Origin of the sequence: Caulobacter sp. BP25 (genome assembly GCF_002737755.1) — a bacterium.
Classification (GTDB): domain Bacteria; phylum Pseudomonadota; class Alphaproteobacteria; order Caulobacterales; family Caulobacteraceae; genus Caulobacter.
The window spans coordinates 13,223-38,557 of sequence record NZ_PEGH01000002.1; the positions used below are offsets into that span (position 1 = coordinate 13,223).

At 66.8% G+C, this 25,335-nt stretch carries 17 protein-coding genes and 6 pseudogenes; 21 read left to right on the top strand and 2 right to left on the bottom strand.

Annotation, left to right across the window (positions count from 1 at the left end):
- The 20 genes and pseudogenes from CSW59_RS00770 to CSW59_RS00855 all read left to right on the top strand — a co-directional run bounded on the left by CSW59_RS00770 (position 1) and on the right by CSW59_RS00855 (position 23,787).
- Positions 1–1,446, top strand: a complete 1,446-nt coding sequence (locus tag CSW59_RS00770) for an NAD-dependent succinate-semialdehyde dehydrogenase (RefSeq protein ID WP_099442251.1) — start codon at positions 1–3, stop codon at positions 1,444–1,446.
- A 181-nt stretch (positions 1,447–1,627) separates the two neighbouring features.
- Complete coding sequence (locus CSW59_RS00780) at positions 1,628–2,983, top strand: aspartate aminotransferase family protein (protein ID WP_099442253.1); 1,356 nt, start codon at positions 1,628–1,630, stop codon at positions 2,981–2,983.
- The gene (locus tag CSW59_RS00785; protein WP_099442254.1) at positions 2,980–4,359 is read left to right on the top strand and encodes a glutamine synthetase family protein; all 1,380 of its coding nucleotides are present in this window, start codon (positions 2,980–2,982) and stop codon (positions 4,357–4,359) included. The genes CSW59_RS00780 and CSW59_RS00785 overlap by 4 nt, the downstream gene beginning before the upstream one ends.
- A gap of 80 nt (positions 4,360–4,439) precedes the next feature.
- Positions 4,440–5,546 (top strand): PotD/PotF family extracellular solute-binding protein, encoded by a 1,107-nt coding sequence (locus CSW59_RS00790; protein ID WP_099442255.1) that lies wholly within the window; start codon positions 4,440–4,442, stop codon positions 5,544–5,546.
- Positions 5,547–5,552: 6 nt separating this feature from the next.
- Positions 5,553–5,667, top strand: a pseudogene (locus CSW59_RS21060) (hypothetical protein); the annotation flags it as partial.
- Complete coding sequence (locus CSW59_RS00800) at positions 5,667–6,587, top strand: ABC transporter permease (protein WP_201722690.1); 921 nt, start codon at positions 5,667–5,669, stop codon at positions 6,585–6,587. The pseudogene CSW59_RS21060 and the gene CSW59_RS00800, both read left to right, overlap by 1 nt.
- Before the next feature lie 23 nt (positions 6,588–6,610).
- Positions 6,611–6,673: pseudogene (locus CSW59_RS21065) on the top strand (hypothetical protein); the annotation flags it as partial.
- A 71-nt stretch (positions 6,674–6,744) separates the two neighbouring features.
- Complete coding sequence (locus CSW59_RS00805) at positions 6,745–7,602, top strand: ABC transporter permease (RefSeq protein WP_099442257.1); 858 nt, start codon at positions 6,745–6,747, stop codon at positions 7,600–7,602.
- Between the two features lie 7 nt (positions 7,603–7,609).
- Positions 7,610–7,784, top strand: a pseudogene (locus CSW59_RS21070) (hypothetical protein); the annotation flags it as partial.
- Positions 7,760–8,899 (top strand): ABC transporter ATP-binding protein, encoded by a 1,140-nt coding sequence (locus tag CSW59_RS00810; RefSeq protein WP_099442258.1) that lies wholly within the window; start codon positions 7,760–7,762, stop codon positions 8,897–8,899. The pseudogene CSW59_RS21070 and the gene CSW59_RS00810, both read left to right, overlap by 25 nt.
- A gap of 138 nt (positions 8,900–9,037) precedes the next feature.
- Positions 9,038–10,441 (top strand): aspartate aminotransferase family protein, encoded by a 1,404-nt coding sequence (locus CSW59_RS00815; protein ID WP_099442259.1) that lies wholly within the window; start codon positions 9,038–9,040, stop codon positions 10,439–10,441.
- Positions 10,442–10,571: 130 nt separating this feature from the next.
- Positions 10,572–11,969: a glutamine synthetase family protein gene (locus tag CSW59_RS00820; protein WP_099442260.1), complete on the top strand. Its 1,398-nt coding sequence runs from the start codon at positions 10,572–10,574 to the stop codon at positions 11,967–11,969.
- A gap of 75 nt (positions 11,970–12,044) precedes the next feature.
- Positions 12,045–13,325 carry an FAD-binding oxidoreductase gene (locus CSW59_RS00825; RefSeq protein WP_099442261.1) on the top strand — a complete coding sequence of 427 codons (1,281 nt, stop codon included), beginning with the start codon at positions 12,045–12,047 and terminating at the stop codon, positions 13,323–13,325.
- Positions 13,322–13,467, top strand: a pseudogene (locus CSW59_RS20475) (hypothetical protein); the annotation flags it as partial. The gene CSW59_RS00825 and the pseudogene CSW59_RS20475, both read left to right, overlap by 4 nt.
- A gap of 45 nt (positions 13,468–13,512) precedes the next feature.
- On the top strand, positions 13,513–15,531 hold the full coding sequence (locus CSW59_RS00830; RefSeq protein ID WP_099442268.1) for a tetratricopeptide repeat-containing sulfotransferase family protein: 2,019 nt from the start codon (positions 13,513–13,515) through the stop codon (positions 15,529–15,531).
- A 132-nt stretch (positions 15,532–15,663) separates the two neighbouring features.
- Positions 15,664–18,030 (top strand): TonB-dependent receptor, encoded by a 2,367-nt coding sequence (locus CSW59_RS00835; RefSeq protein WP_099442262.1) that lies wholly within the window; start codon positions 15,664–15,666, stop codon positions 18,028–18,030.
- A 77-nt stretch (positions 18,031–18,107) separates the two neighbouring features.
- Positions 18,108–19,430 carry an APC family permease gene (locus tag CSW59_RS00840; protein ID WP_099442263.1) on the top strand — a complete coding sequence of 441 codons (1,323 nt, stop codon included), beginning with the start codon at positions 18,108–18,110 and terminating at the stop codon, positions 19,428–19,430.
- Entirely contained in the window at positions 19,427–20,713 is a 1,287-nt protein-coding gene (locus tag CSW59_RS00845) for an amidohydrolase family protein (RefSeq protein WP_099442264.1), read from the top strand. Before CSW59_RS00840 ends, CSW59_RS00845 begins: the two co-directional genes overlap by 4 nt.
- Positions 20,714–20,902: 189 nt before the next feature.
- Positions 20,903–23,239: a TonB-dependent receptor gene (locus CSW59_RS00850; protein WP_099442265.1), complete on the top strand. Its 2,337-nt coding sequence runs from the start codon at positions 20,903–20,905 to the stop codon at positions 23,237–23,239.
- 311 nt (positions 23,240–23,550) lie between these two features.
- Positions 23,551–23,787, top strand: a complete 237-nt coding sequence (locus CSW59_RS00855; protein ID WP_099442266.1) for a hypothetical protein — start codon at positions 23,551–23,553, stop codon at positions 23,785–23,787.
- 290 nt (positions 23,788–24,077) lie between these two features.
- Here CSW59_RS00855 and CSW59_RS00860 read toward each other — a convergent pair.
- Positions 24,078–24,700, bottom strand: a pseudogene (locus CSW59_RS00860) (TetR/AcrR family transcriptional regulator).
- A 48-nt stretch (positions 24,701–24,748) separates the two neighbouring features.
- Between CSW59_RS00860 and CSW59_RS21075 the strand changes: the two are divergent.
- Positions 24,749–24,827: pseudogene (locus CSW59_RS21075) on the top strand (hypothetical protein); the annotation flags it as partial.
- On the opposite strand, the gene CSW59_RS00865 reads toward CSW59_RS21075, so the two are convergent.
- The coding region (locus tag CSW59_RS00865) for an RHO alpha subunit C-terminal catalytic domain-containing protein (RefSeq protein WP_255408958.1) at positions 24,810–25,335 on the bottom strand (526 nt) is incomplete at its 5' end. The pseudogene CSW59_RS21075 and the gene CSW59_RS00865 overlap by 18 nt on opposite strands.

Genomic DNA, 25,335 nt, shown 5'->3' on the forward strand with positions numbered 1-25,335 from the left:
ATGACCACTCTGAATCTCGTTGAAACCGAAGCCTTCATCGACGGCCTCTGGGTCCAGGGCGACAAGACGTTCGACGTGCTCAATCCGGCCGACGGGACTGTGATCGCCAAGGTCGCCGACCTGGGCGAGGCCGAGACGACGCTGGCCATCGACGCCGCCCATCGGGCCTTTCCGGCCTGGGCCGCGCGGACGGCCAAGGAGCGCGGGGCGATCCTGCGCAAGTGGAGCGACCTGATGCTCGCCCACGCCGACGACTTGGCCCGGCTGATGACCGCCGAACAGGGCAAGCCGCTGGCCGAGGCTAAGGGCGAGGTCGTGTACGGCGCGGCGTTCATCGACTGGTTCGCCGAGGAGGCCAAGCGCGCCTATGGCCACACGATCCCGACGCCCATGCCGGGCAAGCGCCTGGCCTCGATCAAGCAGCCGATCGGCGTATGCGCGGCCATCGCGCCGTGGAACTTCCCGATCGCCATGATCACCCGCAAGGTCGGCCCGGCCCTGGCGGCGGGCTGCACCGTGGTGGTCAAGCCAGCCGCCGAGACGCCGCTGTGCGCTCTGGCCATGGCTCGCCTGGCGATCGAGGCGGGCGTGCCGTCGGGTGTTCTGAACGTGGTGACGACCACGAATTCGAGCGCCGTCGGCAAGGTCCTGTGCGACGACGGCCGGGTGCGGAAGCTGTCGTTCACCGGCTCCACCCCGATCGGCAAGGTGCTTTACGAGCAGTGCGCCGGCACGATGAAGAAGCTCTCTCTAGAGCTGGGCGGCAACGCGCCCTTCATCGTCTTCGACGACGCCGATCTGGAGGCTGCCGTCGACGGCGCGATCGCCAGCAAGTACCGCAACACCGGCCAGACGTGCGTCTGCGCCAACCGACTGCTGGTGCAGTCGGGCATCCACGACGCCTTCGTCGCGCGGCTGGCCGAAAAGGTCGCGGCGCTGAGGGTTGGTCCGGGCACAGAACAGGGCGTCCAGATCGGGCCGCTGATCAATGACAAGGCGCTGTGCAAGGTCGACCGCCTGGTGACGGACGCGATCCGCGACGGGGCCAAGGTTCTCACCGGCGGCGACGCCCATGGTCTTGGCGGGCTGTTCTACCAGCCGACCGTGCTGGTCGACGCCAGGCCGGACATGGCGCTGTTCCAGGAGGAGATCTTTGGCCCGGTCGCGCCGATCGTGAAGTTCGAGACGGAGGCCGAGGCTATCGAACTTGCCAACGCCACGCCGTTTGGCCTGGCCGCCTATTTCTACAGCCGCGACGTCGGCCGCTGCTGGCGCTTAGCCGAGAAGATCGAGGCCGGCATGGTCGGCATCAACGAAGGCCTGATCTCCACCGAGGTCGCGCCGTTCGGCGGGGTCAAGGAAAGCGGCCTAGGCCGCGAGGGCGCGTCCGAGGGGCTCGAGGAGTATCTGGAGACTAAGTACCTGTGCTTTGGCGGGGTGGGATGACGCTCTCTCAGCCCCAACAAATACATCCGTCATTCCCGCCCTTGTGGCGGGAACCCCTGGTTCAGCCCACATGTGCGACGCCAGCGGACCGCCAGCGGTCCGCCCCCTCTGCCCTTGCGGCGGACAGAGGGGTTCCTGCCACAAGGGCGGGAATGACGGTTGAATGGGGAAGGGTGATTGAATGATCACCAACCTCAGCCGTCCCCTCGCCGATCTGCTGAACCAAGAACGCGCCCGCTTCACGGCCGAGCATCCGCGCTCGGCCGCCATGGCCAAGGCGACGGCCGCGCACTGGCGCGGTGGGGCGCCGATGCACTGGATGAACGACTGGGCCAGCCCCAGCCCGATCTTCGCCGCCCAGGGCGTCGGGGCTCAGATCACTGACGTCGATGGCAAGCTCTATGACGACTTTTGCCTGGGCGACACGCCGTCGATGTTCGGGCACGGCGACGCCTCGGTGGCCGCCGCCGTCTCCGACCAGATCAAGCGCGGCGCGGGCTTCATGCTGCCGACGCCTTCCGCGGCCATCGTCGGCAAGCTGCTGGCCGAGCGGTTCGGCCTGCCGCTGTGGCAGGCGGCGACCACGGCCAGCGACGCTAACCGCGCGGCGATCCGCTGGGCGCGAGCGGTCACCGGCCGGCCGGTCGTCCTGGTGTTCGACGGCTGCTACCACGGCATGGTCGATGACGCCTTCGTGGTGCTGAAGGACGGCCAACCGGTGATGAAGCCGGGCCTGCTGGGCCAGGTCCACGACCTGACCGCCACCACCTGGGTCGTGCCGTTCAACGACCTCGCCGCCTTGGGAAACGCCCTAGCCTCCGACCAGGTGGCCGCTGTCCTGGCCGAGCCGGTGATGACCAACTGCGGCATGATCCTGCCCCAGCCCGGCTTCCACGAGGCCCTGCGCCGCCTGACCCGCGACGCCGGGACCCTGCTGATCATCGACGAGACCCATACGATCTCGACCGGCCCCGGCGGCTACACCCGCGCCCATGGCCTGGAGCCGGACGTTTTCGTGCTGGGCAAGGCCATCGCCGGCGGAGTGCCGGCGGCAGTGTGGGGCGTCACCGCCGAGCTCTCGGCCCGGATGGACGACGCCCAGGCCCGGATTGGCCCTGGCCAGTCAGGCATCGGCACCACGCTGTCGGGCAACGCGCTGGCCATGGCGGCCATGCGGGCGATGCTGACCGACGTGATGACCGACGCTGCCTACGGCAAGATGCTGGCCGGCGCCGAGCGGCTGGTGGCGGGGCTGAACGGCGTGATCAGCGCGCGCAAGCTGCCGTGGTCCGTCGTCCATGTCGGCGCGCGGGTGGAGCTGGTCTTCGCCGATCCGCCGCCCAGGAACGCCGCCCAGATGCGAAAAGTGCTGGACCATCAGGCGGTCGAAGCGCTGCATCTGTGGCTGATCAACCGAGGGGTGCTGATCGCGCCCTTCCACAACATGATGCTGGTCTCGCCCGTCACCGACGACGCGGCGATCGACCGGCTGGTCGCGGCCGTGGATGGCTTCGCGGCGGAGATGGGAAACGCATGAGCCAAGTCGCCGACCTCAAGGAATGCCAGGACTTCCTGGCCGCCAACCCCCAAGTCCGGTTCGTGGAGGTGTTCTTCACCAGCATGACCGGCGTGCCGCGCGGCAAGCGGCTGCGGGTGCATGAGCTGCCGGCGATCTACGAGTACGGCCGCTTCCTGCCCGGCTCGATCCTGGTGGTCGACACCACCGGCGCCGACTGCGAGGACACCGGTCTGGTCTGGGAAGACGGCGACGCCGACCGCCGCGCGCGGCCCGTGCCGGGCACCTTGACCCTGGCGCCGTGGCTGGGTCCCGACGTCGCCCAGGTGATGCTGTCGCTGTACGAGCTGGACGGCACGCCCAATGATCTCGACCCGCGCCACGTGCTGCAACGAGTGCTGGACCGCTACGCCGCCGATGGCCTCACCCCCGTCGCCGCCTGCGAGCTGGAATACTACCTGGTCGATCTTGAGCGTGGCCCCAGCGGCGAGCTTTTGCCCGCCAAGTCGATGCAGACGGGCCAGCGGCCCACCGGCATCCAGGTCTACGGCCTGCCGGAGCTGGAGGCTCACGCCCCGTTCCTGCGCGAGCTGTGGGACACGGCCGACACCATCGGCGTTCCTTTGGAAGGCGCGATTTCGGAGTTCGCCCCGGGCCAGGTCGAGCTGACCCTGATGCACAAGCCCGACGCTCTGCGCGCCGCCGACGACGCGGTGCTGTACAAGCGCGCCGCCAAGGGCGTCGCTTTGCGCCACGGCTGCGAGGCGACCTTCATGGCCAAGCCGTGGAGCGACCGGGCCGGCAACGGATTCCACGTCCATCTCAGCGTCAACGACGCGGCGGGCAATAACCTTTGCGCTAGCGAAGACCTCGAGGGCTCGGCCCTGCTCAAGCACGCGATCGGCGGCATGAAGGCGCTGCTGGGCGAGGGCATGGCGATCCTGGCGCCCAACGCCAACAGCTATCGCCGCTTCAAGGCCAACAGCTACGCGCCCGTCGCCCCGACCTGGGGCGTCAACAACCGCACGGTCAGTCTGCGCGTGCCCGCCGGTCCGCCCAAGACCCGCCACGTCGAGCACCGCGTCGCCGGCGCCGATGGCAATCCGTACCTGGTGCTGGCCGTGCTGCTGGCCAGCGCCCACCACGGCATCAAGAACAAGCTCGATCCCGGCCCGGCCGTGGTCGGCGACGGCTACGCGGCGGCGGCCAAGGAGAACATCCGGCTGCCGAGCAACTGGTTCGCGGCGGTCGACCTGTTCGAGCAGTCGACCGTGCTGCGCGACTACCTCGGCGACCGTTTCGTGGACATGTTCGTGTCGGTGAAGCGCACGGAACAGGCGCGTTTCTTCGAGGTGGTCACAGAACTGGATTTCGATTGGTACCTGCGCAACGCCTGACGGTGCTGCGATGTAGCGTGAACTCAGCGGCGGGCCCTGGGGCCCGCATTGGACGAAGCGAGAAGGGGAGTTTCGAGACGATGAGCACGATCACCCAGCGGGGACTTCAGAAGGCGGGCCTGAACCGCCGCTCGCTCCTAACGGCCACCGGCGCGGCCGCGATTGGCCTGACCTTTACGGCCTGCGGCGAGAAGCCCAAACCCGCAGCGGGCGGCGAAGAGCCCAAGCTGAACTTCTACAATTGGGACACCTATATCGGCGAGACCACGCTGGGCGACTTCAAGAAGGCGACCGGCGTCGACGTGAACATGAGCCTGTTCGCGACCAACGACGAATTGTTCGCCAAGCTTAAGGCCGGCAATCCCGGCTTTGACGTGATCGTGCCGTCGAACGAGTTCGTGACTCGCATGGGCCAGGCCGGCCTGCTGGAGCCGCTGGATCACGCCAAGATCCCGAACATGAAGAACATTGAGCCGTCCTTCCTCAATCCGGACTTCGATCCGGGGCGGAAATATTCGATGCCCTACACCTGGCTGCTGCTGGGCATCGGCTATCGCAAGAGCAAGGTCCAGGGCGTGCCCGACAGCTGGAAGTGGCTGTTCGACAGCGACAAGTACAAGGGCCGCATCGCCCTGTTGTCGGAAAGCGCCGACCTGGTGCGGCTGTGCGCCAAGTACCTGGGCCACTCGGTCAACAACATCCCGGCGGACATGCTGCCTAGGATCGAGCAGATGCTGATCAAGCAGAAGCCGTTCGTGAAGGCCTTCCACGACGACAACGGCCAGGACCTGCTGCTGTCGGGCGAGGTCGATTTGGTTCTGGAGTACAACGGCGACATCGCCCAGGCGATGAAGGACGATCCGGACATCGACTTCGTGGTTCCCAAGGAAGGGTCCCTGATTAACTCCGACACCCTGTGCATCCCCAAGGGCGCGCCGCGACCGAACAACGCCCACGCCTTCATCAACTACCTGCTGGATGCGCAGGCCGGGGCCGAGATCAGTAAGACGATCCTGTACCCGACCCCGAACGCGGCGGCCAAGGCGCTGATGCCGGACGACTATAAGAACAACAAGGTCATCTTCCCGCCGGCCGACATCATGGCCAAGTGCGAGTACGGCGCTTTCGAAGGCGCCGAGAAGGCCAGCCAATATGAGGAACTGATCACCCGGGTGCGGGCGGCTTAAGTCGCGGAAAATCCTCCCCCGAGGGGGGAGGCGGCCGAAGGCCGGAGGGGGAAGTTCGGGTTGTCCGGTTTCTTCCCCCTCCGCACGCTTCGCGGACACCTCCCCCACTAGGGGGAGGATTTGGAGGGGTCCATGGAACAATCCTGGAAACAGGCCAAAGCCGTCTTCGCCGCGGCGCTGGGACCGCCGCTGGTGTGGCTGGTGCTGTTCTTCCTCGCGCCCATGGCGATCGTCTGGGCCTACAGCTTCGGCCACAATGCGGGCCTGACCGAGATCGAGATCACCGGCACGTTCCATAACTACGCGCGGGCGATCGAGCCGCTGTATCTGAAGATTTTCCTGAAGTCGGTGTGGGTGGCGGCGCTGACGACGGCGCTTTGCCTGGTGGCGGGGTTCCCTGTGGCGCTGGCCATCACCTTCGCCTCCGACAAGACCAAGGCCTGGCTGCTCTTGCTGGTCATGCTGCCGTTCTGGACGAACCTTCTGATCCGCACCTACGCCCTGATCGCCGTGCTGCGGACCGAGGGCTATGTGAACCAGGGCCTGGAGTGGCTGTGGAACGGCGGCAGCGGTTTGGCGGCCCTGGTTGGGCTACAGCCGCTGGGCGACTTCCAGCCGCTGGAGCTGCTGCACAACAATTTCGCGGTGATCCTGGGCCTGGTCTACGTCCACCTGCCGTTCATGGTGCTGCCGCTGTATTCGGCGCTGGATCGCCTGGACAAGTCGTTGCTGGAGGCCAGCCTGGACCTCGGCACCGGGCATCTGCGGACGATCTTCAAGGTGGTCGTGCCGCTGGCCATCCCAGGCATCGCCTCTGGCGTGCTGATCACCTTCATCCCGGCCCTGGGCGCCTATCTGACGCCGGACCTCCTGGGCGGCCCCGACAGCCAGATGATCGCCAACATCATCGAGCGCCAGTTCAAGCGCGCCAACGACTGGCCCTTCGGCGCGGCGATGTCGTTCCTGCTGATGTACCTGACCTTCATCGCCATCGCGATCCAGGCGGTGTTGTCCAAGAAGACGCCGGAGGCCAAGGGATGAGCTTTCCGATCCGAACCATAGCGCCCCCTCCGTCACGCCGCGTATCCGCGGCGCGCCACCTCCCCCGCCTCGCGGGTGAGGAGGGACGGCATCCTCCCCCGTGTAACGGGGGAGGTGGATCGACGCCGATAGGCGATGAGACGGAGGGGGCGCTCTGATGCCGAAACGCTCTCCCCCCGGTCCCCTCGAGTACCTGCGCCGCTGGCCCATGCGTCTGTGGCTGGCGGGCGTGTTCCTGTTCCTCTACGCGCCCTTGATCGCCCTGATGGCGTTCAGCTTCAACGACAGCCGGCGCAACATCGTCTGGAAGGGCTTCACGCTCAAATATTACGAGAAGCTCTTCGAAAACTCCGCGCTGCTGGAGGCCTTCGGCAACAGCCTGACCATCGCGGCGGTCTCGACCGTGGTCAGCCTGGTGATCGGCGCCCTGGCGGCGCTGGTGCTGTGGCGGTTCCGCTTCCCCGGCAAGACGGCGCTGGACGGGGCCCTGGCCCTGCCGATCGTGGTGCCCGAGATCTGCATGGGCGTGGCTATGCTGGTGTTCTTCGCCAAGGTCATGCCCTGGCCGCAGGGACTGCCTTGGCCGCTGAACCTGGGCGCGATCATCATCGCCCACGTCTCGTTCTCGTTCCCGTTTGTGGCGGTGGTCGTGCGCGCCCGTATGGCCAGCTTCAACCGCGAGATGGAGGAGGCCGCCCGCGACCTGGGGGCCGGCGAGTTCCGCACCATCAGGGACGTGATCCTACCGCACATGGCGCCGTCGCTGGTGGCCGGCGCTCTGCTGGCCTTCACGCTGAGCCTGGACGACTTCGTCATCACCTTCTTCACCGCCGGGCCCGATACGGTGACCTTCCCGGTGAAGGTCTATTCGATGGTCCGCTTCTCGGTGACGCCCGAGGTCAACGCGGCCTCGACGGTGCTGATCGTGCTGACCGTGCTGCTGACCGCAGCGGCGCTGAAACTGCAAGGCAACCCGGCCGCCACGGCGGGTCATGGGGCGGGGGGTGGGAAATGAGCATGTTCGCAGCGCCCCCTCCGTCTCGCCGCTTCGCGTCGATCCACCTCCCCCGCAGGCGGGGGAGGATGAAGCCGTCCTCCTCACCCGTAAAACGGGGGAGGTGGCGCGATGCGGATACGCATCGTGACGGAGGGGGCGCTTTGTTCGGAAACTTTTGTGTCGGGGGACCATCGAAGTGACCAAACCCATCATCACCTTCGAGAACGTCACCAAGCGGTTCGGCAAGCTGGCGGCCGTCGACAATGTCTCGCTGACCGTCAACGAGGGTGAGTTCTTCGCGCTGCTCGGACCGTCCGGCTGCGGCAAGACCACCTTGCTGCGGATGCTGGCCGGCTTCGAGACGCCGACCGAGGGGCGGATCCTGATCGACGGCCAGGACATCTCGAACACGCCGCCCAACAAGCGGCCGGTGAACATGGTGTTCCAGTCCTACGCCGTGTTCCCACACATGACCGTGGCCGACAATGTCGCCTATGGCCTGAAGGTCGACCGCGTGCCCAAGGCCGACCGCGACGCTCGCGTGGCCGAGGCTCTGGAGCTGGTGCAGCTGGGCGGCCTGGGCGAGCGCAAGCCCGACCAGCTGTCGGGCGGTCAGCGCCAGCGCGTGGCCCTGGCCCGCGCCCTGGTCAAGCGGCCGCGCGTGCTGCTGCTGGACGAGCCGCTGTCGGCGCTGGACGCCAAGCTGCGCGAGCAGATGCGCACCGAGCTCTGCACCCTGCAGGAGAAGGTCGGGATCACCTTCATCATGGTCACCCACGACCAGGACGAGGCCCTGGCGCTAGCCACCCGCTGCGCGGTGATGAGCAAGGGCGTGCTGCAGCAGGTGGCCACGCCCAGCGATCTCTACGAGTTCCCCAACAGCCGCTTCGTCGCCGACTTCATCGGCCAGGTGAACCTGTTCGAGGGCGTGCTGGCCGTCGACGAGCCCAGCCACGCGGTGATCAAGTCGCCGGACCTGCCGGTGGATATCTTCCTGGACCACGGCGTCACCGGCCCGCGCGGCGGTACGGCCTGGGCGGCGATCCGGCCCGAGAAGATCGAGCTGCACAAGAAGGAAGGCGACGAGCCGCCGAACCTGGGCGACTGCCCGAAAGGCTTCAACGCGGTGGCGGGCGTCATCAAGCACGAGGCCTATCTGGGCGGCTCCTCGACCTACGAGGTCGAGATCGCCGGTGGGCGGCGCGTGAAGGTCCAGCGCTCGAACCTGACCCGCTGGGACCAGGAAGATTTCAAGCTGGGCGAGACGGTGTGGCTGTGCTGGCACGCCTGCTCGCCGGCGGTGTTGTTGAGTTAGCGAGAGAAGCTGTCATCCCGGGCGAAGCGCAGCGTAGACCCGGGACCACAAGAAACGCTGCGCATCCGGCGGTCCCGGCTCGGCGCGCTCCGCGCTTGGCCGGGATGACAGCCTAAAACATATCGTCAGGAGCCACCGATGACCGTCCCCATTCGCAACCACGACGTCGCCGAGCTCAAACGTCTCGACCTCGCCCACCACCTGCCGGCCCAGGCCGATCACAAGGTGATCTTCGAGCTGGGCGGTAGCCGGATCGTGACCCGAGCCGACGGCTGCTACATCACCGACGGCGACGGCCACCGCATCCTGGACGGCATGGCCGGCCTGTGGTGCGTCAATGTCGGCTATGGCCGCAAGGAGCTGGCCGACGCCGCCTACGAGCAGATGCTGGAGCTGCCGTACTACAACACCTTCTTCAAGACGGCGACGCCGCCGACCGTGAAGCTGGCGGCCAAGATCGCCGAGAAGATGGGCGGTAACCTGACCCACGTCTTCTTCAACTCGTCGGGCTCGGAGGCCAACGACACGGTTTTCCGCCTGGTCCGCCACTATTGGAAGCTGAAGGGCCAGCCCAGCCGCACCGCCTTCATCAGCCGCTGGAACGCCTATCACGGCTCGACCGTGGCCGGGGTGTCGCTGGGCGGCATGAAGCACATGCATGTGCAGGGCGACCTGCCGATCCCCGGCGTCCACCACGTGATGCAGCCCTATCAATTCGGCGAGGGCTTTGGCGAAGACCCGGCCGCCTTCCGCGATCGCGCCGTGAAGGAGATCGAGGACAAGATCCTGGAGGTGGGACCTGAGAACGTCGCAGCCTTCATCGGCGAGCCGGTGCAGGGCGCGGGCGGGGTGATCATCCCGCCGGACGGCTACTGGCCTGCGGTCGAGGCCCTTTGCCGCAAGTACGGCATCCTGCTGGTCTGCGACGAGGTGATCTGCGGCTTCGGGCGCCTGGGTCAGTGGTTTGGCCACCAGCACTACGGCATCAAGCCGGACCTGATCGCCATGGCCAAGGGTTTGTCGTCGGGTTACCTGCCGATCTCGGCCGTGGGCGTGGCCGACCACATCGTCGCCGAGCTGCGCGAGAAGGGCGGCGACTTCATCCACGGCTTTACGTACTCGGGCCACCCGACCTGCGCGGCCGTGGCGCTCAAGAACATCGAGATCATCGAGCGCGAGGGCCTGGTCGAACGCGCCCGCGAGGACGCCGGCCCCTATCTCGCCAAGGCCCTGGAGCGGCTGAACGGCCACCCGCTGGTCGGCGAGACCCGGTCTCTGGGTTTGATCGGCGCGGTCGAGATCGTGCGCGAGAAGGGGACCAATCATCGCTTCCTCGACAAGGAGGGCGAGGCGGGGCCCATCGTCCGCGACATCTGCATCAAGAACGGCCTGATGGTCCGCGCCATCCGCGACAGCATCGTCTGCTGCCCGCCGCTGATCATCACCCATGCCGAGATCGACGAACTGGTCGGGATCATCGAAAAGTCCCTGACCGAGGCCGAACCGATCCTCCGCGCGTTGAAGCTGGGTGCGGTGTCATGAGGGGCGCCTATGCTGTCATCCCGGCCGCAGCGAAGCGGAGAGCCGGGACCACCCGGGGCGCGGCGTTCCTGGCGCTCCCGGATCAGCGCGCTGCGCGCTTGTCCGGGATGACAGCTCGAAAGGTCGCGTCATGAAGCCCAAGCACAACAAGGCCAAGCGCGACCAGATCCTAGACCGGGGCGTCTCGACCCTCGATGAGGCCAGGGACTGGTTCGCCCGCCAGCACATCGAGGAGATCGAGTGCATGGTGCCCGATCTGGCCGGTGTGGCGCGCGGCAAGATCATGCCGGTGCGCAAGTTCTTAGGCACGCCGTCGATGAACCTGCCGCTGGCGGTGTTCTATCAGACCATCACTGGCGACTTCCCCGAGTTCGAGGGGGCGGTGAACGCGGTGCAGTCCGACACCGACATCTTCCTGACTCCCGACTTCGCGACCCTGGCCGCCGTGCCGTGGGCCCAGGATCCGACGGCTCAGGTGATCCACGACGCCTTCCACCCCGACGGCCGCCCGGTCGAGGAGGCCCCGCGCCAGGTGCTGCGGCGGGTGCTGGCGCTGTACGACGAGAAGGGCTGGCGCCCGATCGTCGCGCCGGAGATCGAGTTCTACCTGGTCGACCGCAACACCGACCCGGACTATCCGCTGAAGCCGCCCATTGGCCGCTCGGGGCGTCCGGAAACCGGTCGGCAGGGCTATTCGATCAGCGCGGTCAACGAGTTCGACGCCCTGTTCGAGGACATGTACGAGTACTCCGAGCGCCAGGGCCTGGAGATCGACACCCTGATCCACGAAAGCGGCGTGGCGCAGATGGAGATCAACCTGCGGCACGGCCATCCGCTGGAGTTGGCCGACCAGGTCTTCATGATGAAGCGCACCATCCGCGAGGTGGCGCTGGAGCACGAGATCTACGCGACCTTCATGGCCAAGCCGATGGCGTCCGAGCCCGGCAGCGCCATGCACATCCACCAGTCGATCGTCGACAAGAAGGGGCGCAACCTGTTCTCGGGCGAGGACGGCGAGGAGACGGCGCTGTTCCACGGCTTCATCGCCGGCCAGCAGACTTTCCTGCCGGCGATCATGGCGATCCTGGCGCCGTACGTGAATTCCTACCGCCGCATCGCGCGCGATAGCGGCGCGCCGGTCAACACCCAGTGGGGCTATGACAACCGCACCTGCGGCCTGCGCGTGCCGCCGTCGGATCCCGCCAACCGGCGCCTGGAGAACCGCATCCCCTCGTCGGACGCCAATCCGTACCTGGCGATCGCCGCGTCGCTGGCGGCGGGGTATCTGGGGATGGTCCAGGGCCTCAAGCCCGCTGAGCCGGTCGCCACCGACGCCAGCGTGCTGGGCGTGCAGCTGCCGCGCAGCCTGTCGGACTCGCTGAAGCTGTTCGAGGCCTGCCAGCCCCTGGTCGACATCCTGGGCCCGACCTTCTGCGCCGCCTACGACCGCGTGAAGCAGGCCGAGTACGAGACCTTCATGCGCACGATCAGCCCGTGGGAGCGGGAGTTCCTGCTGCTGAATGTGTGAGCGCGGACATGAACCTTCTCCCTTCGGGAGAAGGGGGACCCGCGCCGAAGGCGTGGGGGATGAAGGGTTACAGCCGTGACCGCCGAAACCCCTCACCCCTACCCCTCTCCCTATGGGAGAGGGAACTGGTACGCGGCCACCGCTCCGAACTTTCCCGACCTGGCGCCTCTAGAGGGTGATGTCCAAACCGAGGTCTGCATCGTCGGCGCGGGATTCACCGGCCTCGGCGCAGCCCTGGCGCTGGGGCGCCGGGCCGTCGTCCTCGAAACCAGCCACGTCGGCGCCGCCGCCACCGGCCGCAACGGCGGCCAGGTCCATACCGGTCAGCGACGGGACCAGGCTTGGCTGGAGAAGGCCGTCGGCCGCGACGACGCGCTCGCCCTCTGGCGCCTGGCACAGGACGCTCGCGCGCACTTCAAGACCCTGACCGACACCGTTTCCTGCGACTGGCGGCCGGGCATGATCCACGCCCGTCACAAGCCAAACGGCGAGGCCGAGGACGCGGCCTATGTCGCGCTGATGGCCGACCGCTACGGCTATGACCAGCTCGACCTGATCGACGAGGACGACCTCGCTCACGAATTGGGCACAGACGTCTATCACGGCGGTCTCGTCGATCGCGGCGGTGGTCACGTCCATCCGCTGAAGCTGGCGCAGGGCATGGCGCGCCGCGCCCTGGCGGCGGGCGCGGTGATCCACCAGCACACCCGCGCCGAGACCTGGCGGCGCGAGGGCGCTAACATCATCGTCCAGACCGCGCGGGGGCGGGTGACCTGCGAACGGCTGATCCTCACCGGCGACGGATCCCTGAACGCCATGGCCGGGGTGGCGCGGGCCCGGGTCATGCCGATCAACAACTTCATCGCCGTCACCGCCCCGCTGGGGCCGTTGGCCGACGAGATCATCCGCTCCAAGGCGGCGGTGGCCGACAGCCGCTTTGTCGTGAACTATTTCCGCAAGACGCCCGATGGGCGGCTGCTGTTCGGCGGCGGCGAGAACTATCGTCCCGGCTTCCCGCGCGACATCGCCAGGCTGGTTCGCAAGAACCTCGCCAAGGTCTATCCGCGCCTGGCCGATGTCGAGATCACCCACGCCTGGGGCGGGACCTTGGGCATCACCATGAGCCGCATGCCGTTCGTCGGCGAGATCGCGCCGGGCGTGCGCGTGGCGTCCGGCTACTCTGGGCAGGGGGTGATGCTGGCGCCCTATGTCGGCAGGCTGCTGGCGGAGGGCGCTCGTGAGTCGATCGACCTGCTGTCGCGCGTTCCGACGCCGCCGTTCCCGGGCGGACGTTGGTTGCGCTGGCCGCTGACCGTGGCTGGGCTGTCATGGTACGCGCTGCGGGATCGGCTGTGAGGCGCGGCTTCTTCCTCCCCCGTGAAACGGGGGAGGGGGACCGCGAAGCGGTGGAGGGGGCGCTTGCCGCTTCAACTATGCGCCCCCTCCGTCACGCTGCGTATTCGCAGCGCGCCACCTCCCCCGCGTTGCGGGTGAGGAGGAAGTGCGATTGACTCCCCCGCCCTCCGCCCGCTCTCCTCGCCCGATGACGACCACGACCGCTCCCGCCGCCAGTCTCGCCGACGCGTTCGCCAACGCCGAGCGGCTGCTGGAGAGCGACCCGCGGCTCGCGGTCGAGCAGGCGCGCGCCATCCTGGAGGTCGTGCCGCGCCACGCCGACACCACCCGATTGCTGGCGACCGCCCTGCGCCTCTCGGGCGACCTCGTCGGGGCGCTGGACACCGTCGCACCGCTCGCCAAGGCGCTGCCTAACCTGCCCCTGACCCAGTTGGAGCTGGGCCTCTGCCTTGAGCACCTGGGCCGCACGGCCGAAGCAGCGCGGGCTTTCGATCGCGCCAGCGCCCTGGAGCCGCGCCTTTCCGAAGCCTGGCGAGGCCTGTCGGAGAACCTCGCCCTGCTGGGCGACGAGGCCGGCGCCGAGCGTGCTCTGGCCCGGCAGCTGCGCGCCTCGACCCGCGACCCGCTGCTGATCGAGGCGGCCACGGCCCTGGGGGAGAACCGACTGGGCGAGGCCGAGCGGCTGCTGCGCGAGCGGCTGAAGGCCGATCCCGCCGATGTCGCCGCCATTCGCATGCTGGCCGAGACCGGCGCGCGCCTGGGCCGCTACGCCGACGCCGAGGGCCTGCTGACCCGCTGCCTGGAACTGGCCCCCAGCTTTGCCGCCGCCCGGCACAATCTGGCGACCATGCTCTATCGTCAGAACAAGAACCGCGAAGCCCTGGCCGAGATCGAGCGCCTGACCGACAAGGACGCGCGCCACCCCGGCTACGCCAACCTGCGCGCGGCGATCTTGGCGCGGCTGGGCGAGTACGAGGCGGCCATCGCCGTCTGCGAGCGCATGCTGGCCGACTATCCGAACCAGCCGAAGGGCTGGATGAGCTATGGCCACGCGCTGAAGACCGTGGGGCGCCAGGCCGACTCGATCGCCGCCTATCGCAAGGCGCTAAGCCAGGCCCCGACCCTGGGCGAGGCCTGGTGGAGTCTCGCCAATCTCAAGACCGTCAAGTTCACGCCCGAGGACGTTGGGGCCATGACCGCCGCCCTCGACGCTCCGGGCCTCTCGGACGACGACCGGCTGCATCTGCACTATGCGCTGGGCAAGGCGCAGGAGGACGCGCAAGCCTGGGACGACGCGTTCGCCCACTATGCCGCCGGGGCGGCGATCCGGCGCCAGCAGGTGGACTACGATCCCGAGGAGAACGCCGCCGAGACCGCGCGGACCAAGGCGGTGTTCACGCCGGACTTCCTGGCGGCGCGGGCGGGGCAGGGCTCGCAAGCCCCCGACCCAATCTTCATCGTCGGCCTGCCGCGCGCCGGCTCGACTCTGGTCGAGCAGATCCTGGCCAGCCACTCGCTGGTCGAGGGCACGATGGAGCTGCCCGACCTGATCGTCATGGCCCGCCGCATCGGCGGCAAGACCGCCCACCGCGCCGAGTCCCGCTATCCCGAGGTGCTGGCCGAGCTGTCGCCCGACCAGCTACGCGAGCTGGGCGAGGAGTTCATCGAGCGCACCCGCGTCCAGAGGAAGACCGACAAGCCGTTCTTCATCGACAAGATGCCCAACAACTTCGCGCACGCGGGCTTCATCCACCTGATCCTGCCGAACGCCAAGATCATCGACGCGCGCCGGCATCCGCTGGGCTGCTGCTTCTCGGGCTTCAAGCAGCACTTCGCGCGGGGCCAGGCCTTCAGCTACGACCTGACCGACATTGGCCGCTATTACGCTGACTATGTGGAGCTGATGGCCCACTTTGACGCCGTGCTGCCGGGGCGCGTCCATCGTGTGATCTACGAGGCGATGATCGCCGATCCGGAAGCCGAGATCCGCGCCCTGCTGGACCATTGCGGCCTGCCGTTCGAGGAAGCTTGCCTCACCCCGCACAAGACCGAGCGGGCGGTGCGCACGGCCAGCTCGGAACAGGTCCGGCGGCCGATCTTCAAGGACGCGGTTGAGCACTGGCAGAAATTCGAATCGCATCTCCTGCCGCTCAAGCAGGCTTTGGGTCCTGTTCTCGCCGCCTATCCGGATGCGCCCGTTATTTGACCATCTGTCGCGCTTCCTGCCATTTCTGCAACACTCGCGCGAATTGACGCCAGACCGAAATTTCCAATCTTGCCGGATGCTTAGCTGCGGGTCGAACATCGTTCCCTAAAGATGGGGTGAGGGGAGCGACTTATGTCGTCGGGATCGGTTCTTTCGAAAAAGAAGGCGGGGATCTGTTCCGCCGCCCTGCTGGCGTCGACCATGATGACCAGCCTGGCCTACGCGCAGAGCCAAGCCGAGCAGACCGCGCTGGACCAGGTGGTGGTCACCGCCCAGAAGCGGTCGGAAAATCTGCAGGACGTGCCGGTCAGCATCCAGGCCCTGGGCGGCGAGAAGCTTGAGCAGCTGCAGGTCGGCGCGTTTGTCGACTACGTGAAGTACCTGCCCAGCGTCTCGTTCACGTCCAATGGTCCGGGCTTTGGCCAGGTCTATATGCGCGGCGTCGCCAGCGGCGGCGACGGCAACCACTCGGGCTCGCTGCCCAGCGTCGGCGTCTATCTGGACGAGCAGCCGGTCACCACGATCCAGGGCGCGCTGGACATTCACGTCTACGACATCGCGCGGGTCGAGGCCCTGGCCGGTCCGCAAGGCACGCTGTACGGCGCCAGCTCCCAGGCCGGCACGATCCGGATCATCACCAACAAGCCCACCAGCACCGGCTTCTCGGCTGGCGTCGACGTCGAGGCCAACAAGGTGGACGGCGGCGGTGAGGGCTATGTGGCGGAAGGCTTCATCAACATCCCGCTGTCGGACACGGTGGCTGTCCGTTTGGTCGGCTGGGACGTCCGCGACGCCGGCTATATCGACAACGTGGCCGGCACGCGCACCTACACCCGGGGCGATTCCGATCCGACCAACGACTACACCATCAACAACGCAGCGCGGGCCGACAAGGACTACAACACCGCCTACACCAAGGGCGGCCGCGCAGCCCTGCGCATCGAGCTGGATGACAATTGGGTGGTCACGCCCCAGGTCATGGGCCAGACCCAGAAGGTCGGCGGCCTGTTCGCCTATGACCCCAAGGTCGGCGACCTGAAGGTCACGCATTTCTATCCGGAAAGCAGCAAGGACAAGTGGGTCCAGGCGGCCATGACGATCGAGGGGCAGGTCGCCAATCTCGACGTCACCTACGCCGGCTCATACCTGAAGCGGACCACCGAAACCAATTCCGACTACACTGACTATTCGTACTTCTACGACCAGCTGGGCTCGGGCTTCTACTGGACCGACAATGCCGGCAACCTGGTCAATCCCTCGCAGTACATCCAGGGCCAGGACCGCTACCGCAAGGAAAGCCACGAAATCCGGATCGCCTCGCCGCAGGATCAGAAGCTGCGGTTCGTGGTCGGCGGCTTCTACCAGAAGCAGAAGCACAACATCTTCCAGAACTACAAGATCGACGGGCTGGGCAGCGACATCTCGGTGCCTGGCTATACGGGCACGATCTGGCTGACCAAGCAGAACCGCGTCGATCGCGACAAGGCCGTGTTCGGCCAGGCCGAGTACGACATCACCGACCAGTTGATGCTGACGGCGGGCATCCGCTTCTTCAAGGCGCATAACACCCTGGTCGGCTTCTACGGCTATGGCGCGGGCTATGGCTCGACCGGCGAGCGGGCCTGCTTCAAGGCCGCCGTGGTGGCCGGCTCGCCCTGTACGAACCTGGACAAGAGCGTCAAGGAAAGCGGCAACGTCCCGAAGGTGACGCTGACCTACAAGCTCGACGGCGACAAGCTGGTCTACGCCACCTACTCCAAGGGCTACCGGCCGGGCGGCATCAACCGGCGCTCGACCCTGCCGCCTTACCAGGCTGACTATCTGAAGAACTACGAGGCCGGCTGGAAGACCACCTGGTTCAACAACAGCTTCCGCTGGAACGGCGCGGTGTTCATGGAGGACTGGAAGAACTTCCAGTTCTCGATCCTCGGGGCCAACGGCCTCACCGAGATCAAGAACGCCAACCAGGCCCGCATCAAGGGCGTCGAAAGCGACGTCACCTGGGTTCCGGTCCAAGGCCTGACGATCAACGCCTCGGCCGCCTATACCGACGCCAAGCTCAGCGCCAACTACTGCGGTTTCACCGACAGCGCGGGCAATCCGATCACCAGCTGCGCCTCGCCCCAGGCGCCGGACGGCCAGGTCCTGCCGGTGACGCCGAAGTTCAAGGGCAACGTCACGGTCCGCTACGACTTCTCCCTGGGCGATTGGGACGCCTTCGCGCAGGGGTCCTATGTCGGCCAGACCAGCAACTGGACCGACCTGCGCACCGAAGAGCGCGGCCTGATCGGCAAGCAGCCGGGCTATTCGACGGTCGACGCCTCGACGGGGATCGACAAGGACGGCCTGTCGCTGTCGGTCTACATCAAGAACATCTTCGACAAGCGGGCCAGCCTGAACCGCTACGCCGAGTGCGCCGAGAGCCTCTGCTATCCGATGACCTACATCGTGCCCAACCAGCCCCGCACCTTCGGGATCAAGCTGGGCAAGACGTTCTAGGTCAAGCTGGGGAGAAGAAGGGGCGGTCCGGAGGGCCGCCCCTTTTTCATTCGCGTTGTCGGGGAGGGCGTCACGTCATGGGTTCCGCTAGCGCGCGTCCCTTAGGCCTTTGGATGTGTGTGGCCTTGGTCGTGGGCAACATGATCGGCTCGGGCGTGTTCATGCTGCCGGCCTCGCTGGCGCCCTACGGCTGGAACGCCGTCATCGCCTGGCTGATCACCATCGGCGGCGCCCTGTGCCTGGCCCTGGTCTTCGCGCGGCTGGCCCAGGCCTTTCCCCGTGCGGGCGGGCCCTTCGCCTATACCGAGGAGGCTTTCGGGCGGCCGGCGGGCTTCCTGGTGGCCTGGTCGTATTGGATCTCGGTCTGGGTCGCCAACGCGGCCATCGCCATCGCCAGCGTCAGCTACGCCAGCGTCTTCGTTCCGGCCTTGGCCAAGACGCCGGGCCTGGCGGCCCTGGTCACCGTCGCGGTGGTGTGGGCGGTCACCGCGATCAACTGCGTCGGCGCGCGGGCGGCCGGCTGGACCCAGCTCTGGACCACCGTGCTGAAGCTGCTGCCGCTGGCGGCGGTGGCGGGGCTTGCAGGCCTGATCCTGCTGCGCAAGGGACCGGCGGCGATCGCCCCGTTTGAGCCTTCGGCCCTATCGGCCAGCGGCGTCACCGCCGCCGCCGCGCTCACCCTATGGGCCCTGCTGGGCGTGGAGTCGGCGACGATCCCGGCCGAGCAGGTCGACCGGCCCCAGCGGACTATTCCGCGCGCCACTCTGCTGGGCGCGGCCTTCACGGGCCTTGTCTATCTGCTGGTCTCGTCCGGCGTGCTGCTGCTGACCCCGGTCGCGGTTCTTCAGACTTCCAACGCGCCGCTGGCCGACTTCGTGGCCTATCACGGTGGCGGCGACCTGCGTCTGCTCCTGGCGGCCTTCGCCTCGATCAGCGCCCTGGGCGCCCTGAATGGCTGGGTGCTGCTGCAGGGCGAGCTGCCGGCGGCCATGGCCCGGGAGGGGGTCTTTCCCGCCTGGATGGCCAAGACGTCGGCTAACGGGACGCCGGTGCGCGCCCACCTCTTGTCCAGCGCTCTGGTGACGATCCTTGTGCTGACGAACTACGCCAAGTCGCTGGCCGACGCCTTCACCTTCATGGCTCTGCTGTCCACCGCTTCGAGCCTGTTCGCCTATCTTTTCTGTTCGCTGGCCGTGCTGAAGCTGGGGCGGGAGGGCAGGATGCCGTTGTCGCCGGGGCTGGCCAGCGTCGCGGGCGTCGCCGCGATCTACTCGGCCTGGACCTTCTATGGCGCGGGCTGGTCGGTGACGGTCTGGGGCCTGGTGCTGCTGGCGGCTGGCGGACCGATCTATCTCTGGATGCGGCATGTGGGCCGCCGGACGTCGGAGACCAGGCCATGATCGCCCGTCTTGTTCTGGCCGCCTTGGTGGCGTCGGTGGGCGCCGCCGCGACCGCTAGCGAGGTCTCCTATGTCCGGGCCGGACGGCTGATTGACCCTCAGGCCGGCAAGGTGGCGACCGATCGCCTGATCCGCATCGAGGGCGGCAAGATTACCGCCGTCAGCGCCTGGACCGCGCCGCCGAAGGACGGCCCTGTAACGGACTGGAGCAAGCTCACGGTCCTGCCCGGCTTGATCGACATGCACACCCACCTGGTCGATGACGAGCAGAGCGAGAACATCGCCCAGCCCCTGATGCGCAGCGCTTCGCGGCAGGCCTATGTCGGCGCCGCCCACGCCCGCGCCACCCTGATGGCCGGCTTCACTAGCGTCCGCGACGTCGGCAGCTGGCGGGCCTTCAGCGACGTGGCCCTGCGCGACGCGATCGAGGCCGGCGACGTGTCTGGCCCGCGCATGTCGGTCGCCGGCGCCTATGTCACCGCGCCTGGCGGGGGCGGGGAGATTACCGGCCTCGCGCCGGACGTGACGATCCCGGCTGAGATGCGGCGCGGCGTGGTCGAGGACGCCGCCGACGTGCATCGTAAGGTCCGGGCGCTGCTGGTGGGCGGCGCCGACTTCGTCAAGCTGATCGCCACCGGCGCTGTCCTAACCGAGGGCACCGAGCCCGGCCAGCTGGAGCTTTCCGAAGACGAGATCCGCGCCGCCGTCGAGGAGGCCGCCAAGCGCGGGACCTATGTCACCGCGCACGCCCACGGAGCCGAGGGGATCAAGACCGCCGCCCGGGCCGGGGTCCGCTCGATCGAACACGGCTCGCTGATCGACGACGAGGGAATCGCCTTGATGAAGGCCAGGGGCGTCTTCCTGGTGGCCGACATCTACAACGGCGACTTCATCGACACCTATGGCCGCGAACACCACTGGCCCGACGGCATGATCCGCAAGAACCGCGAGACGACCGATGCTCAACGCGACGGCTTTCGCAAGGCGGTGAAGGCGGGGGTCAAGATCGCCTACGGCACCGACGCCGGCGTCTATCCTCACGGCTGGAACGCCCGCCAGATGCCCTACATGGTCCGGTACGGCATGACGCCCATGCAGGCGATCCAGTCTGCGACCACGGTGGCGGCGGAACTGATGGGAAAGACGGGGCAGGTCGGCTGCGACGCGCCTGGCTGTTACGCCGACCTGATCGCGGTCGCGGGCGATCCGCTCTCGGACATCTCGGTCCTGTCGACCGTGACCAAGGTGATGCAGGGCGGATTCGTCGTGAAGGACGAACGATAAGGCGGCGTCGCGGGTCTCGTGCGCCTGGCGCATGGGCTCTGCTTGCTGGCGCCTAGGGGCGCGCGCCGATCGGTTAAAAAACGGTCACAAACAGAGCAATTCCTTATATAGACCTATAAGCCATTCTCGTTATTTCGAGCCATTGGCCAATGATACCCGAGGCGTCCAAACATACGCTGGGGGTATATTATGAATTACAAAGCATTTCGTGGTGTAAATCGTGGCAACTTGCACCTGATTACGCCCATTATTTTGGCATCTGTGCTTGGTCTGGGCGGCGTCGCCCAGGCGCAGGAGGCCAAGAACGAAGTCGACTCTGTCGTGGTTACGGGAAAGCGCGTTTCCGAGGCGGCGATCGCCGTCGGCACCGACCAGGCCACCGCCACGGTGTCGATCACGCGCGAGGCCCTGCTGTCCGCGCCGGCCGGCATCACCGGCTTGAAGATGCTGGAGTCCCTGCCGGGCTTCAACGTCCAGGCCAATGACGCGCTGGGCATGTACGAGTTCGGCAACTCGGTCACCGTGCGCGCCTTCAACTTCCAACAGGTCGGCTTCCTGCTGGACAACATACCGATGGGCCGCAGCGACCAGTTCGGCGGCAGCCCGATCTATCGCTATGTCGACAACGAGAACCTGCTGCGCGTGACCGCCTCGTCGGGCGCCGGCGACGTCTCGCTGCCCAGCTACGCCTCGCTGGGGCCGATCGTCGACTACTTCACCCAGAAGCCCGGCGAGAGCCCGGGCGGCAAGGTCAGTCAGACCTTCGGTGAGGACAACCTGACCCGCACCTTCCTGCGCCTGGAGACCGGCGAGCACAAAGGCTGGTCGGCCTATGCCAGCGGTTCAGTCATCAACAGCGACCAGTGGCGCGGTCCGGGCACGATCGACCGCGAGCACTACGAGGGCAAGATCCGCTGGAAATTCGAGACGGGCGAGCTGACCTTCCAGACCGTCCATAACGACTATTTCGACTACGACTCACCATCGTTCACGATCGCCCAATACAAGGGTACGGCCAACGACATCTATGGCCGCAAGGGGCGTGACTTCGGCTATGTGGGCTATATCGCCAACCTGCCGCCGACATCGAGCGGCCTGAAGTACTCGAACGCCGCCTATGCCCAGTACTACAAGTTCGGTCTGAACGCCCGGAGCGACCACCTCTATGGCGTGAACCTGGACAAGGACCTCGGCGACAACCTGCGCTTCACCGGCACGGTCTATTACGAAAAGAAGGACGGCTGGGGCTCCAGCGGCGTGGGCTATGACACGGCGCTGACCTACTACAACCAGCAGAGAGCCGTGGTGACGGGCCTAAACGCCCCGCTGGGCCTGCAATTTGGCATCTCGCAGATCGACGGCATCCGCAAGGGCGCGACCGGTAAGCTGAGCTGGACTTTCGGCGATCACAAGATCGAGGGCGGCGTCTGGTATGAGGACGACGACTACCACCAGCTGTCGAACACCTACAACGTCGCCGACGGCTCGCCGGAAGGCGCGCCGAACTTCAGCCAGCCCGTCTATCGCACGCGCAACTACACCTCTAAGCGCGACACCTGGGAAGGCTTCCTGAAGGACACCATCGTGCTGGCGGACGGCAAGCTGAAGGTCGACGCGGGCTTCCGCATGCTGAGTGTCGACTACCAGATGCTGGGCAAGCGCAACCGCGAGGACTTCCGCTTCAGCCAGACCGCTAATCTGCGGACCACCTGGGAGGACCTCTTCCTGCCGCAGGTGGGCGCGGTCTACACGATCGGCCGCGGCCAGGTGTTCACGTCGTATTCCGAGAACATGTCGCTGCCGCGCGGCGCCGACGCGGTCTACTATACGCCGGCGACCACGAATGTGCCCACGCCGAAGGCTGAGACCTCGAAGAATATCGAGCTGGGCTACCGCGCCAACCACCCGACGTTTAACGCGTCGATCGTGACCTACTACACCAGCTTTAAAAACCGCCTGCAGTCGTTCAGCGAATACCTGCCGGGCACCACAAGCCTGGAGACCTACTATCAGAACGTCGGCGGCGTACACGCCTATGGCTTGGAGTTCAGCGGCCAGTGGAAGCCGGAAGCGCTGGGCGGCAAGATCTACTTCAACACCAACGCCTCGTATAACAAATCGGTGTTCGAGGACGGCTTCTCGGTTCGTAGCGCTACGGCGGTCACGAACTACGACTTGGAGGGCAAGAGCGTTCCGGACTTCCCCGAGATCGCCATCCAGGCTGGCGTGACGTTCGAGCCGGTCGAGTGGGCGGTGATCAACCTGTCCACCCGCCACATCAGCGATCGCTACAGCAACTTCATGAACAACGAGAAGACCAAGGGCTATACGCTGTTCAACATGTACGTGGACCTTGGGGAAGGCTTCAACTACGGCGCCCTGAAGGACATCAAGGCCCGGATCAACGTCGATAACATCTTCGACAAGGACTATCTGGGCACGATCTCCACCGTCGTGACCGGCGCGGCCAACTACCGCCCCGGCCCGCATCGCACGGCGCAGATCACCCTCTCGGCCGCCTTCTAAGCCCCCAACGGATGAGGCGGCTCTTGGGTCGCCACGTCCTGATTTGAGACCCCTATCCGGGGCAGGGCCTGCCTCCTGGCTCGGATAGGGACATTCATGGCTCCACGGTTCGCCACGCGAAATCGGCTAAAGCCCAAGCCGCACAAGGGATTGGACGAAATGGCGATTACTCGTCGACGGTGAAAAACCGCACATCTCCGACTGGCCCGGATCATGCATTGTGCATTGCAGCGCAATTTGATTGTGCAGTCGCGAAACAACTGTCATGTAAACGTGGTTATCACCACGTTAAGTCGTCCCAGGAGGTCGCTATGACCGAGAATCACTACTACGTCCGCCCCGTCGCTGGTGTGTGGCATGTGTCTTGGAACGACTCGGCCGAAAAGATCGGCTGCTATTCCTCGCAACACGAAGCCGAAGCCCTGGCCCAATTGCTGGCGCGCCACATGCGTGAGCAGGGCCGCAAGGCCGAGGTTCACGTGTTCGAGCCGGAAATCCGCACCCCGGCCTGGGGGCGCAACCGCGCCGCCCACCAAGCGGCGGCCTAGGCCTTTCGCGCTTGCGCGAAGTCGTGCAAGACGTGCGGAAGGTCTTCGGCCAAGTGTTCAGAGTGTGATCTCCGCGACCGCGTAACGGGTCGGCGGACATGCCCAATAAGGATCGAGCGTAGCGCCGCCCCAAAAAAGCCGAGGGCGGACATTACGGTCCAAGAGAAGGGGGCGCCCGGTCTTCCCGGCGAAAGCCGAAACTGAAGCGCAGGGGTGGTGGGATTGGCGCTGCAACGACAGCGAGCCCCAGCGTCTTCCATTCCCGGTTTTCGCTGGGAAGACTGGAAACTTTAAGTCTCTTCCGGGAGCCAAGCTCCCAGGGCGCGGGCGATGATTCCCGCCGCTTCGCCCGGGCCGAAGGTCGTCGGATCCAGGCACAGCTCCAGCCATAGTCCGTCCACGGTCGCGGTCAGGGCGATCGCTGCTGGGCGCGTGTCTCGCGCGCCCGCCTCGGCGAGCAGCCGCTCAAGCCGCGCCCGGAAATCGGCGTAGGAAGCGGCGTGGATGGCGGCCATGCGCTGCTTGGTCTTCACGAGACTCCAGAAGCCGATCCAGGCGGCCAGCAGGTTGGGGTCCAGCACCGGCGGCGCGAAGCTGGCGGTCAGATAGGCCAGGAGCCGTGCGCGTGGCGTGGGCGGCGCGGCGGGGCGAGGGCGGCCTCCAGCGCCCCGTCGATCCGCTGGCCGACGGTCTCATAAGCGCAGGCGATTAACTCGTCGACGCCCTCGAAATAATGACGCAGCAGGCCCGGCGAGACCCCCGCCTCGGCGCAGATCGCCCGCACCGAGGCTCCGCCCACGCCTTCGCGCGCCAGCACGCTCTCGGCGGCGGCGACCAAGTCCTGGCGGCGGACGTCGGGGGCGGCGCGGGTGAAGGCGGCGCGCTTTTGCGCCCCCTCCGTCACGGCGCGTATTCGCGCCGCGCCACCTCCCCCGCTTCGCGGGTGAGGAGGAACCGCGTCATCCTCCCCCGTGAAACGGGGGAGGGGGACCGCGAAGCGGTGGAGGGGGCGCTCAGCAGCCTCACCACCCCTCCGGCGGCCTCGGCATCCGCGCCTCCGGAACCAGCGCCCGCAATTTCCGGCCAAAGCTGCGCAAGCTCACCTCGCTGGTCGCCAGCGGCCCCGCCGTGAACGTCCGCGAGGCCATGCCCTGCTGCACGCGGGCGACCAGCTCTGTGTCCTCGGCGTTGACCTGCCGGTTGATGCGCCAGTTCAGATAGCGCGCTGCCTTCATCTCGCGCCGCTCGTCGGGCAGGGCGTAGGCGATCTCGCGGATCATCGTCTGGGTCGCCGAGACCGGGATGAACTGCATGAAGTCCACCTGGTCTGGATAGATGTCGAAGGCGAAGTTCGGCCACAGCTTGAAATAGGTCCACAGCCGCTTGCGGTCGGCCGGCAGGTGCGGGACGTCGGGCAGGATGTCCTGGTAGAGGCGCTCGGACGGATTGCGCGACGGCTCGTCGATCAGCTGGCCCCACATCTTGTCGACGAAGGTGTGGGCCTCGACGCCATAGCCCTTGCCGAACAGCCGCGTCAGGCCGGGATGG